The organism is Paraburkholderia sp. BR10954 (assembly GCF_040965775.1).
GTDB lineage: Bacteria > Pseudomonadota > Gammaproteobacteria > Burkholderiales > Burkholderiaceae > Paraburkholderia > Paraburkholderia youngii.
In genome coordinates this window covers 134,925-147,429 of record NZ_JBFRCK010000014.1, presented here as the reverse complement: position 1 = coordinate 147,429, position 12,505 = coordinate 134,925, and the positions used below count along the sequence as shown (strand labels likewise).

General features: G+C 56.0%; 8 protein-coding genes and 3 pseudogenes. 7 read left to right on the top strand and 4 right to left on the bottom strand.

The features are described from left to right. The first annotated feature begins 589 nt into the window (after positions 1-589). The 4 genes from AB4Y34_RS20615 (at position 590) to AB4Y34_RS20600 (ending at position 4,936) form a co-directional block, all read left to right on the top strand. Positions 590-1,564: a hypothetical protein gene (locus AB4Y34_RS20615; protein WP_368717039.1), complete on the top strand. Its 975-nt coding sequence runs from the start codon at positions 590-592 to the stop codon at positions 1,562-1,564. Beyond that, positions 1,558-2,301 (top strand): hypothetical protein, encoded by a 744-nt coding sequence (locus AB4Y34_RS20610; RefSeq protein ID WP_368717038.1) that lies wholly within the window; start codon positions 1,558-1,560, stop codon positions 2,299-2,301. Before AB4Y34_RS20615 ends, AB4Y34_RS20610 begins: the two co-directional genes overlap by 7 nt. Next, positions 2,298-3,605 carry a hypothetical protein gene (locus tag AB4Y34_RS20605; protein WP_368717037.1) on the top strand — a complete coding sequence of 436 codons (1,308 nt, stop codon included), beginning with the start codon at positions 2,298-2,300 and terminating at the stop codon, positions 3,603-3,605. Before AB4Y34_RS20610 ends, AB4Y34_RS20605 begins: the two co-directional genes overlap by 4 nt. Positions 3,606-4,171: 566 nt before the next feature. Beyond that, positions 4,172-4,936 (top strand): hypothetical protein, encoded by a 765-nt coding sequence (locus AB4Y34_RS20600; protein ID WP_368717036.1) that lies wholly within the window; start codon positions 4,172-4,174, stop codon positions 4,934-4,936. A gap of 76 nt (positions 4,937-5,012) precedes the next feature. Here AB4Y34_RS20600 and AB4Y34_RS20595 read toward each other — a convergent pair. Then, positions 5,013-5,407, bottom strand: a pseudogene (locus AB4Y34_RS20595) (transposase); the annotation flags it as partial. A gap of 540 nt (positions 5,408-5,947) precedes the next feature. Between AB4Y34_RS20595 and AB4Y34_RS20590 the strand changes: the two are divergent. Next, a pseudogene (locus AB4Y34_RS20590) lies at positions 5,948-6,151 on the top strand (group II intron reverse transcriptase/maturase); the annotation flags it as partial. 960 nt (positions 6,152-7,111) lie between these two features. Beyond that, a complete protein-coding gene (locus AB4Y34_RS20585; protein ID WP_368717035.1) occupies positions 7,112-7,390 on the top strand; it encodes a hypothetical protein in 279 nt (92 codons plus the stop codon). Between the two features lie 40 nt (positions 7,391-7,430). Here AB4Y34_RS20585 and tatA read toward each other — a convergent pair whose 3' ends face one another. The 3 genes and pseudogenes from tatA to AB4Y34_RS20570 form a co-directional block, all read right to left on the bottom strand. Beyond that, positions 7,431-7,643: a Sec-independent protein translocase subunit TatA gene (gene tatA, locus AB4Y34_RS20580; RefSeq protein ID WP_176380473.1), complete on the bottom strand. Its 213-nt coding sequence runs from the start codon at positions 7,641-7,643 to the stop codon at positions 7,431-7,433. A 374-nt stretch (positions 7,644-8,017) separates the two neighbouring features. After that, the gene (locus tag AB4Y34_RS20575; RefSeq protein ID WP_368717034.1) at positions 8,018-10,303 is read right to left on the bottom strand and encodes a hypothetical protein; all 2,286 of its coding nucleotides are present in this window, start codon (positions 10,301-10,303) and stop codon (positions 8,018-8,020) included. Between the two features lie 660 nt (positions 10,304-10,963). Next, positions 10,964-11,326: pseudogene (locus AB4Y34_RS20570) on the bottom strand (integrase core domain-containing protein); the annotation flags it as partial. A gap of 507 nt (positions 11,327-11,833) precedes the next feature. Between AB4Y34_RS20570 and AB4Y34_RS20565 the strand changes: the two are divergent. Further along, a complete protein-coding gene (locus AB4Y34_RS20565) occupies positions 11,834-12,451 on the top strand; it encodes a hypothetical protein (protein ID WP_176380474.1) in 618 nt (205 codons plus the stop codon). The last annotated feature ends 54 nt before the right edge of the window (positions 12,452-12,505 follow it).

The window sequence follows — 12,505 nt, the reverse complement described above, 5'->3', positions numbered from 1 at the left end:
AAGACCAATGCGCTGCAGGGTCAACCGAATGGAGCGATTGTCGCGACGCAGCGCCGAAAGGACGGCCGCGAAGTGGCCTATTGTTCCTAGCCTGCAAATTAGCCATGGTCACCTTTGCTGCAACCTTGAGCGAATCAAGGGATGCCTCCTCAGTGAGCCGATAGGTCGCTTCAGCATTGCTGCTCAACAAGTCTTCCAGCATCCCTTACGCACGGCCCTCGATCGAGCACATTGAGTTGCCAAAAAAACCGGCTGCTTTCTAGCCGATTGCCCAATAGCGTCCGACAGGTGCATGCCCAACCTGGGCCACGCTGCGTTCGTATCTCCTTTGCGTGAGCCTCTTGACGCCTCAACGACGGCGGCCCGATCCGTCTGCAATCGTCTGAAGATTGGGCGAGGCACAGCTTGTCTCTCCGGAGATTTTGTCCTACCATCGTATTGCAATTTGTACGGACACAAACGCCCCATCATAGGCAAATATATAGCATACAACGCCCGATTGTCAAGTGGGAATCCTGCTCGCCAGTGAGCGGATCGACAGCCGGACCGGGGCGGTTTCGTCGTCGAGAGATGACGTGGGAGATACGAAATGGGAACCCGGCGCCCAAGCTTCGAGCGTTTGCTCATCATCATGGAACGTCAGCGCGATCCCGGCTGGGGAAGCGAATACCAACCTGCCATCCGGGCAGTTCGAGGAGAAGCACCAAACATCTCTCACGCTCTCACTTTCAGAGCAATGAAGGTGCCGGGGCGCGACATACATGTTCTTTCTGCGCAAGAGAGCCATGCGCTGTTGCTGGCCCTCTATCATCCAGGGGTCGTCGGAGTGCAGGAGCAGCTGGCGATGATGCCTCATGGTCGGCCCCACCCGCTCCACAACTTCCCGGGCGCCATCGCCGGCAAACTAGCGCCACTCAGGGGAATCGTTGACGTCGCAGAGCGCCTCGGATACACCCATCTGCTGCCACGAGTATGGGGTCCAGGCCCCGGTGGCAGACCATGTGAACTCGTATTTCCCTACGTCGGAGACTTCCTATTGGCATTTTGCAAGCCGGAAGGCGACTATTGCTGCATCAATTGGTCGGTAAAGGATAGCGAAATCAGATTCAAGCGCCCAATTGGCACCGGGAAAAGACGCGACCAATTTCCTGAGAGTTTGCTTCCCCGACATGAGTTGGAGTGCACCTACTACGCTGATGCGGCAATTCGCACAATTCTTCTGGCGTCCGATCTCATCGATTGGAATGTTCGCGCAAATCTCCGACAACTGTTTCTTCATCACTGCCGCGAAGTATCCCTTTCAGGCGATGAACAGGCCGAGTTGCTGGCTCGGTTTCATCATTGCCTTGAGACAGAGACGCCGCCCAGCGAACTAATTTTTCGATTGACCGGTGCGGGTAAATATTCCGTTGACGATTGCAGAAACGTGTTATTTCAGGGCATCTGGTTTAGGAAGCTAAGAGTGGACCTCTTCCAGCCAGTTCTGATTGACCGTCCGCTGAGGCCAGAAATGCAGGATGTTCTGGTGAAGTATGCAGACTGGTTCTCGGAGTCCCCATGCTAACTATAGGCGCTCAAATTACCGCCCCTGATGGATTTGGCCAGATTCGAAAAGCGACACGCTATTACTTCACAGGGGATTCGCGGAAAACTCAGCGAGTAGTGCTCGTTTTCTTCGAGGGTACGACGGCTCACGCCCTGACGATTTCACGTGACAAATTTGAAGGTGGTTTGTCTCGGGGCGAACTTGTCGCATCCGAAAACCCTTCCACTTTGCCGCCATGGTTAGAGCGCCTCGAAGGCAAGAACTTGGACAAGATTGATGCCGAACGGCCAAACTCAAAGCTTTCATATAGAGACTACACCGACCGTCGTCTCCTGCAAATTCAGCCGGTTATTGACAACCTGGAAGAATTCTTTTCCGCTGAAGATGTCGATTCCGCTATAAACGCGGCCGCAAAGGTTTGTACGCCGCGCCAAAATGAGACGCGGTATCGCACATGGGTGCTGACGTACATTTGCTTTGGGCGAAATAGATGGGCGCTGTTACCACCGTTCAACAACATCGGTCGCTGGGACCGAAATAGGTGCACAACCAAGAATGGCTGCGCAACCAAGAAGCAAGGCGCTCCATCGAAAGCGTTTGGAAAGGGATACGGCCATCGGATGACCCGCGGCATGGCGGACCTGTGCATTGAAGGCTACGAGCAATTCGAATCACCGGGCAAGACGATGGGGAACATTTACGCAGAAACGATGATTAAGAAATTTGGATGCAAAATCAGGGAGGTGAAGCCATGAAAGTACCTCGCGGAACAAAAGAGTTCTACCATCCGAAAGATGAGCCTTTTCCAACCTTCAGGCAGTTTCAATATATCGTGAACAAAGAGGTTGGAATAGAGAACATACAGAAGAACAGATTGGGATCGGCCCGACATAGAAGAAGTCTTTCTCCTTCGAAGGGGCGGTTCTCCAAAGAGGTGGCTTATCTGCTAGAAGAAGTAGAGTTCGACGGCAATCTCCTCGCAGACAGGCCAAAGGGCTACGTGGAAGGCAGCATACTGCCTCCACTGTGGGAAGTGGTCGCGCGCGACGTGCTGTGCGGAGCAAAACTCGGCATAGGATTTTCCTTCGCAGCGGAGCGAGCGAGCGCATATCGCATGGCGCTTTTCTCTATGGCTGTCCCGAAACAATACCTTTGCGCCCTGTGGGGGATTCGTCTTGAGCCCGGCATGTGGGAGACCCAGGGCCTGCCACCGCATTACAAAACAGACCGCGGTGTCGGTTCGAGCGAAAACCTGATTGCGCCTGAAGGCGCCCGACTGCCCATCAGAGACATCACGCCGGCATATTCCGGGCAGTCCAAAGCGACTGTGGAATCATCGCATCCTCGCAACGTCAGATTCGAAGGTGAACCCCACTACGTGGCAAGCAACCATACGGTCGTCAACCTGGCCAAGCGGGAAATACACGCGCTAATTAAATACAACCACACAGCGGATATGTCGGCGCGCATGCCGATGGAAGCGGAGTTGGCCTCTGTTCTGCCAACCCCTCATGAATTGTGGAAATACTACGAACGAAATCTACGGACTTCAGGCATTCCAATGAGCATCGCGGACGCGGTACGAACGTTCTTGACACCGGTCGGAATGACAGCGCAAACGGACGGGGTTTATCTCGATGACCTGAAGTATCATTCAGATGGGCTAAAAGCGAGTGGTCTGCTCAATCGTGTTGCACGCCTACACCCTAAAAGGATGGCCGTCCAAGGCTACATGCAAGACCTTAATATTCGGCACGTATGGATCGAGGTGGACAATAAGATTTTGCGCTTGGATGCTCAACTACCGATTCGCGGGGACGACGAATCGCTGTCTATATCCATTCTCGAGCTTTCTGAATGGAACGCTGAACGCGCGACGACTGATTCCGCATTCAGAGTGCACAAATTAGCCTCGTTGGCTGAGTCGCTTGACCGATTCGAGCAGGAGAGTGGGATGAGTTGGGATAGCGGAACCCGTAGGGCCGGTCATCCGAAGAAGACCGCGGCCTCCCGTCGGGAGGCGCACGACGTCGACCAATACACCTCCAGAAGGAAATAAGCGGAATGACCGTCAATCAAACTCCATGGGTTTCCCGCTTTACTCCGCTCTTGAATCGAGAGGAAATCCGCAAGCGAGTGGAAGTGCAGCCGGAGCCCATTCCCAACATAGGCAATATGTCAGCGCTCGAAGCCATTGGTCGCTTGGAAAGGGCGTTATCGGAAACGTTCTATCCTAATGCTCAGTGCTTAGACATTCTACTACTATGGGTGGCTATAGCATGGGGTCACAGTCTCGAGATATACGAGAGCTGTCGTGCGTTTGTGGAAGGAGTGCATCGCCCGCATCCGCCACTTCCGGAATTTTGTTTCCCTTGGTGCTTGACAGGTCTAGCGGGTACTGGAAAGAGCAAGTTGTTACTAGCTCTCGAACGCCTCTTGCCCTCTCTTCCCAAGATCCAGGTTGAAGATCTGACGGGCGTCCCACTCACGAGCTACCGATCAGTCACAGTGCGTTCATGCAGCACACCGAGAGGTATTCTTACTCGCTTCGCAGACCGGGAAGGGAGTGTTGATGTATTGACGGAGTACCTTCGTCGATTGGCATACAGGGATGGATGGTCGCTCGTGTTACTGGACGAATTCCAGTTCGCCACGCAAAGTAGTGACGCGAGTGCCCGGGTTACGCAGATGATCCTGGCAATGTGCTACATAGGGGTCCCGGCTGTCTATATCGCGAACTTTAGTCTGCTGCATAAGCTCAACTCGCGCAATCAAGAGGACCGGCATCGGTTGCTTGGGAAAGTTCAAATTCTCTACCCGGATCGCAACGATAGTGAGGACTGGAAAATACTGCTTAGTCGTTTTCGCAACATTATCCCAGACGTCTATACCTTTGACCCCGAAAACGACGCGCAAGCAATCCATAATTTAACTGGTGGTATAAAGCGCAATGTTGTGAAACTTCTTTGCATTGCATTCGAAAGCGAATTTGCGAACAAAAGGGAGGTCGATTATCCAGCGTTGGAAAGGGCCTATAAGAGCCGGGAATACGCGACGTTCCGCGACGATGTGGAGGCTCTGTCCATGCTGTACGGTGACTTTCGAAAGACGCGCAAGGACTTGTGGTGCCCGATAGAGGCCGTGGTAAGCCTGACCGACGACGTTGACCGGCAACAGGAACGTCGGAATCTGGTCGATATGAAGGTGCTGGAGGCTTCCATGACTTGCGAAGAGCGCAAGGCACTGGCAAACCTGTCGAACAAAGCGGTGGTCTCTAGAGCTAAGAAGGGCAGACCAAAGACTGTTTCGAAAGATCCCAATAAGTCCGATGCGAAACAGCTGCAGGAAAACATAGCTTGGTTTTTAGACGAGCTTCATCCGCGTACTTAGAGCCGCTAACACAAGTCGTCAACGAAGCGCGAGCAGATAACGGCAGCAGCCAAGGAAAGCAAAGCACTATGACCCTGATGGCCAGTGGGATGCCGCGCGCGTCTACAACGATGTGCCGTTTCGACCCGAGCTTTCCCCGGTCTGTCGGGTTGGGGCCGGTTTCCTGCCCTCCCGGGGGCTGGCAACACTGGCAGCATCGAGGCTCGCCCGTTCCCAATCAATCTGGTCGTGTTCACGCAACCGGCGAAGCATTGCCAGATGCAGTTGCTCCCACACGCCTGCGGCCTGCCAGTCTCGTAGCCGTCGCCAGCATGTCATGCCGCTGCCGAAACCCAGTTCCTGCGGCAGGTCTTCCCTTGGGATGCCCGTTGGCAGGACATACAGGATGCCGTACAGTGATGCGCGGTCGTCAACTGTGCGCCGACGGCCGCCTTTGGGTGACAGCGTAAATGCCGGAATCAACAGTTCCAGCGCCGCCCACAGTCCTTGCTGATTTTTCTTCTGGACATGCGCCCAGGATACGAAACCTTGGGCTTGATGTCCAGGCTGTGTTAGCCGCTCTTAGCGTGAGTTTCGCTTGGGGCCCCGTGGTGGTGCTAGGACCCTTGATTGTCGGGGTCTCGACAGACTATCACGTAAACTTTCGATGCGCGGAGCACCGTAGAGGGGGTCCGACAGACTTTCGGCGCATTTTGTCTACTCTTGCCTAACTACTCAGCTTACGGACAGTCCGGTCGCTGGAGCCGAGAACTTCATGTAGTTTCTTCGACAGCTTTAATTGTCCCGTTTCACAACAAAGTCTGCACCAACGGCCCGCGCCGCATTCACGCGCAACAGAGTCTGCTCCAAACGCCGAAATCGAGCTGCGGCGCACCATTTCGGATTGTCAGTAACGATTGACCGGAGGGTTCTCGCCGATCTGGCATCGCGACGCGGTGACCTTCAAATTAGCGTCTGATGGGGGCGGGTAAACGTTTTGTTATGCGACACCCGACGGTGTCTAGCATTCACCTCGAAGGCGAACTGAAGCTCACGCTGAATACGGAGAAGACCCATATCACACACGTGAACGACGGCTTCGTCTTCCTCCGTCACCGCATCATCCGCAAGCGTGGACCACGCGGTCGCATGCGGCCGGTGACGACCATTCCGTGGGAGAAGTATCGGGGCTTTGCCGAGCGGTTAGTCAAACAACTGTCGGGCAATTACGGCGATGAACCTAAAATTGCGGCGCATGTCGGATTGTCGAGCGAGTGGTCTTGCGTCGGCAAAACGCGGCGGAAATGGTCGGCGCTCTGATGGATGATGTGAATCGAAGACAGGCCGTCTACGCGGGCTTTTAAAACAGAAACCGCGAAGTCAGCAGTGGCGCGATGCTGACGTTGACGCTGTCGAGGAATGCGACCAGATAATAGAGGAATACTGATGGAGCGATAGGTCACGCGACGCGCCGAACAAGAAGTCATCTGCACGGCCTGCGGTGCGATTGCCATGTAATCCACGTCCCGAATGAAGTCCGCACGAAGTCGCCGCGTTTCCGAAGGGGTCGTTCCGAGCATGCGACCAGAAATCCATGCGATGGACGTAATTCAGCTGGCGTACGATCGAAGCCTATGGAGCGCCGTCTTGAAGCTGTCGGTGATAGTTGTCGGTCTCCGCGTGGTGATATCGACGTACACATGCGTGAAGTCGGCGATTGATGCGGTGTCACGACTCATGCTGCTTGGAGTACCCCAGGAACTGGCTTCGTCGCTTGTAGACGTTGTCCAACGGGAATACCCCGCAGCGTCGTCGCAAGATTTGAGTAACGAGGCAGCGCGTCGCTATTTTATAAGGAAAGCACCTGCAGAATCGTTAAAGAAGTCCGAGCTGAAATCCAGGGAGAAGATTCTCTCATAACGGTATGTCAGTGCTGGATTTGGCTGTCACCGACTCTGAACACTGACGGTCTTACCGGGTGCAACTATGGTTCCAGTGAGGTGACGGCCCTACCAAGACAAATCGCGGGGCGCACCCTGAGGGGCACATGGGTACCAACTCGCAACATGCCTCAAGTTCCGAGCGCTAATGACGGAATCTGTCGAGACTCGGCTGGGCGCTTCGCGGGCGAGAAACATTAGGGTCAGCGTTATGCGGGCGTCACGTTCTCGTATCGAGGGCTGCGGGCAGGGAGAGATGCGATGGCTATTGCACGCCAGAGCCGACATTGGAGCGGGCTCGATTTTAGGTCAGCAATGTGGCGGATTGCCGACGGTGGAGCTATCGAGCGGCCGGACGCCTGCTACCTGCATCGCCGAACTCACACTCTCAACCATCAACTGCCTTTGGAGCCGGCATCGCAGGCTCGTTATTGTTGACATTGAGTGGGACGATCTCGGCGCGGCCGCCTGGCAGGATATCGGCGAGATCGGGGCTTGTACCGAGCACACCGCAGAAACGAGCGAATTTCTATAAACCGGAGGCTGTGGCTCTGGATGCTAATGTGGCGGGTCCGTTACTTCGCGATTACATCCTTCGCCTGAACATCAATCGTCGGCTGGGCCGCGGCTGCATTAGTGGTCGACGGTGCCCCACCACCCATGCCTTCCTTGAATGCTTTGAAGGCACCGCCCAGGTCGGACCCGGCGGTACGTAATTTCTTGGTGCCGAAAACAAGCGCAATAATGGCCAGAACGATTAGCCAATGACCGATGCTGAGACTTCCCATATCAAACCTCTAGAACTAGAAAAACGTTGAACGATGACGCGCAGCTTTTCCGCACGTCCCCGAAATTAGTAGCGGGTTCCGGTGTAGCCCCCATTGTCAAACTCCGAAGCGATCCCGTCTCATTGAGCCATTTGCGGAATCGAAACCGTGATTGCCGCCACCAATGCGTGTCACCCGCAGACTCAAGAAAGCTCCGGTCGTCCCAGTCGTGATTTGCGTTCGCAGCGTTCGAAGCGTTCGCTGCCGACGCAATTGCGGACCTTCTCAAACGCAGAAGCCAGGTGTGAAAACGCTAGCGTTCACGCACATTCGGCATATCGAGACATGCTAGTGCCGGGACGATCGCGAATACCGACTCTGGCGTCCGCATCGGCTCAGGTGTCAGGATTCGCTGCGACGAAGCTCTGGAACGCACCGTAAGTCGGCTGGATCGGTACCAGACTGTTCGAGACGATGCCGAACGTCTGGTCACCACTCGTCAAGTCGTAGTACATCACTGACTGAACCGCAGACGTCTTGCGCGCCGCATAGAATTCGCCGAGTTGCTGACTGACGTAGGTCGCGCGGAACGCTTCGGTATCTTCGGGGGCGGCATTCCATTCGGAGATGATGAACGGCACTCCATAACGCGCCTTGCAGTAGATTGGCAGGTTGAAGCCTGGACCGGCACCGTCCGAGCCTACATCGAAGATATCGCCATAAGGCTGGTAGTTGTGCCACGTCGTGATGTCCCAGCGAACCTTAGGGTAACCGCTCGTTCCATTCGGCTGCAAGCCATCCCAGAGCATGTCGGAAGCGGCGACGTCCGCCACGCAGAAGTTGATACCGCACTTGGCGTTCGGCTGCACGGATTTGATGCCATCGATCATGCCGCGCATCGCGCCGCGCATGATCGGCCAGTTCGCGTTGTTGAAGTCGCCCCTGCCTGTTCCGGCTGTTGCCGAATTCAGGATGATCGCCCCGTCGCGGGTCAGTTCATTGCCACATTCGTACATCGTGACGCCATACGGCGCCAGCGCCGTGGCAATCGCCGCAGCTCCTGCGAATGAAGCCTGATAGGCCGCCGATTCACTCGTGTACAGGTTGTTGTTTGTGTCACGGAGCCCGTATTCGACGAGCGGGAAAAGCGTCAGTCCGGCGGACTTGAAAGCGCTTGCCAGGGCTACCAACGCGTTTATCTGAGTCGGCGTGTTGAAAACGCCGACGCGATACGTCGTGCATCCTAGCGCACGCAGCGCGCCGACGACCTGCGCGGGCGTAAACGTATAATCGTAGTGCCCGTTGATGCCGTAGAACGCGCCCGGCGTCGCCGCCGCGGCGATACGCGGGTCCGTACACGGTAACCAGTTACCGTTCCATGTCAGGACAGAGAACTGCCCGCCCGTCCCCGACTGGTAGATCATGCCGCCATACCACAACAGCAGGCTCACGTTGGAGGAGGACGGATCCTTGACCTTGTTCTTGTAGATATAGCCGTTCGAAAGCGTCCAGATGTTGCTGGACTTGTCGATGATGTAGGCGGCGGACGGAATCGTCGTGCCGTCTGCCGAAGTGCCGCCAAGGCGCGGATCGATACACGACGTCCATCCCGACCCAAGCCACTGATAGAAATTGCCGCTCGTGTTTTCCTGGTACACGCTGCCGTTGTACCACAGCAGCATTGTGACGTTGTACGAGTAGGGGTCTTTGGTCCCGTTCCTGTAGATATACCCGTTGGAGGTCGTCCACACGATGCCGGAGGCGTCGATAATGGACGTCGCCGGCGGGGTTGTCGTGCCGTTGGCCGAAATATTACCCCCGACGCGCGGATCGACAGAGGGTGTCCAGCCCGTCCCAAGCCATTTGTAGAAATCCCCGCCCGTGTTCTGCTGGTAGACGCTGCCGTTGTACCACAGCAGCAACGCGACGTTGTACGAGTAGGGGTCTTTGATCCCGTTCCTGTAGATATACCCGTTGGAAGTCATCCACACGATGCCGCTGGCGTCGACAATGGACGCCGCAGGCGGGGTTGTCGTGCCGCTGGCCGAAGTGCCCCCGAGGCAGGGATTGGAAGCCGGTGTCCATCCCGACCCAATCCACTGATAGAAATCTCCGCTCGTGTTCTGCTGGTAGACGCTGCCGTTGTACCACAGCAGCATCACGACATTGTACGAGTAGGGGTCTTTGGTCCCGTTCCTGTAGATATACCCGTTGGCGGTCATCCACACACTGCCGCTGGCGTCGACAATGGCGGACGCCGGCGGGGTTGTCGTGCCGTTGGCAGAAGTCGTACCGTTGGCCGCAATGAGGCGCGGATCGACAGAGTTTGTCCACCCCGTCCCAAGCCACACATAATATTCCCCGCTCGTGTTCTGCTGGAAGACGCTGCCGTTGTACCACAGCAGCATTGTGACGTTGTACGAGTAGGGGTCTTTGGTCCCGTTCCTGTAGATATACCCGTTCGAGGTCGTCCACACGATGCCGGAGGCGTCGACAATGGACGCTGCCGGCGGGGTCGTCGTGCCGTTAGGTGAGGTGGATACGCTGGCGTTTGCCTTGGCCGCACTGCTGTTGCTGCCAGGCGCAGTGGCGTCGCTGTTGCTCCCGCCACCGCACGCCACCAGTACATAGCTGCTTGCAGCTGCCGTCAGGCAGCCGAGAAATCGTCGTCGATTGATCACAGAAATAATCCGCAGCCGGAAGACCCGGCCAAATTCAGTTGGTAAGCACTCGAGTCACACAGGCCTGACGTGCGCCAGAAAGTGGTTGCACCTTTTAATTCGGTATGCTTATCAAACCGCTGCAATACGATCGGACGACGGCTCCCAGGCGTTCATCAAGGCGCCGCGTTTTCTATCGAACTGCTTGTCGGAGGGATTTCGATTACCGGAGCGATCCTCACTTGACCTGCCTTTGCGCAGCCAGCGAGCGAATTCGCAAAAAGGGAATAAGCGATAGTGATTAGGTAATAGTTACCTTTTCGAGCGTCTCATCAGGTAAGAGATACTACTGGATGTCGGCAGGAAGTGGGCCGGAGGTTAGAGCACGGCGGAAATTAGGTTTATCTTTCCGAAAAAAAGGCGCCCGCAGGTTACTTTTTTCGCGGTCTGCGAATCCGAAGCGACGAACATCCAGAGGGTGGTGGACGATGAGCACTTTTCCACGGCGCGGCCCTGCCTGCTCTGCGGCTGCGACGCTTTCAATTCCTTATCTTTCCAATGATCTTGGGGAGCGTTCAGGGCCGGAAAGTGACCTCGCCCCTGTTTCACGAATCCCATAGCTGAAGTGTGTTAGCTGAAACTCGATCTGACAGGTAGTCTGGGCCGACAGAGAAGACGCGATCAATGGGGAATGAGTTTCTCCCTGGCGAGTTGCAGTGAATCGAGAAAGGTGCGCATCGGGGCCTTGCCGTAACACCATCGTCCCTGATGTTCACGTTCATTGTTGTACTGGTCGAGCCACGCATCAAGATCAGTCTGCAACACGTCTATCGATTCGTAGATCTTCTTTCGGAAGGCCACACGATAGAACTCGTTGAGCATGGTTTTGTGCAGCCGTTCGACGATCCCGTTGGTCCTCGGCGACTTGGCCTTGGTACGAGTGTGATCGAGATCCTCCACGGCCAGCTACAGCTCATATTCGTGATGCTCGGGATTGCCGCAGTATTCCGTGCCGCGATCGGTCAGCACACGCAGCAGCGGGACAGATACGCTGTTGTTGAATAAAAAGATTGCGAGGACAACCTCCTCGCGTAGCTCTAGAACCGTTTTTTACTTCTCCTCGTTATGTTCGTTTTCCAACACAACACAAACAACACAACAGGTTTTTTCCCAACGTGCGTAGTAAAAACATACGGCCCATCTATCATCTTCCTTGCACTATCAAAAAATGACAAGACCCTATGAGAGACCCTGCCGTGAGCAAGTTCGCAAAACTGTTGACGTTCGTTGTGTCGCAACGAAGCGCCCGGAACTGCCGGAAGATCATACGGGGAGTAGCTGGCCAGATTCCCGAAGCTTTGTCGAGCAGTAGCCGCGACGCTCACCAGCCGGACTGACGATTAGAACGGTCGAGCAGGCAAGCCGTTAAATGCAACCGTCGGCACAGTGGGCTCTGGTCGGAAATTGGAAGGCCACGCGCCTCAAAAAACGATCACCGACCGCCGGCCAGGAGTCGGTCCGCGAAACCCTCATAAGGAAGTGAGGCCCGTCATGAACATGCTTACCATCACCGCTCGCCAGCTCTTGTTATATAGCCACACCCTCGTCTTCGCCTTCGCCATCGCGCGCGTGTTGCGGGAAGACGTGGCGCTGCTCACAGCTCGGCGCATTGATGCCGTCAGACTGGAAGCCACCGGACGTACCATTGCAGGGTTGCTCGGCCTGCTCTGGATAACGGGCGTCGCTATGATCCTGCTTGGCACCGGCTTACATATGGCTGTGCTGGTCTCCAAGCCGAAGCTGGCTGCAAAGCTGACAGTGGTATGCCTGCTGACGGCGAACGGCTTGCTGCTGCATCGAGTCGCGTTTCCGATGCTGACCACACCGCAGCGTCGCCCACGTCGGGCGGCGACGATATGCGTCTTGTTGGGGGCCATCAGTTCGGTGTCGTGGCTCTATGCGTCTTTTGTAGGCGTGGCGCGCCTTATCGCCCCGGCGATGTCCTATACGGCCTTTCTAGCCTTGTACGGGGTGGGGCTGGTGGGTGGGATCGGGACGGCGTTGGCGGTGGCGCGGCCGCGTGTGGAGCGGCTATTGGCTCCGTTGTCCGGCGGGGACGTGGTTGTCGGTTCGGCGCCAGCAGGACGATTGAGCTTGCCGCCTTTTTAGCTCGACCCTGAAATAGCGCCGCACGCAACGCCATGCGGTCGTCCAAGTCGAGCG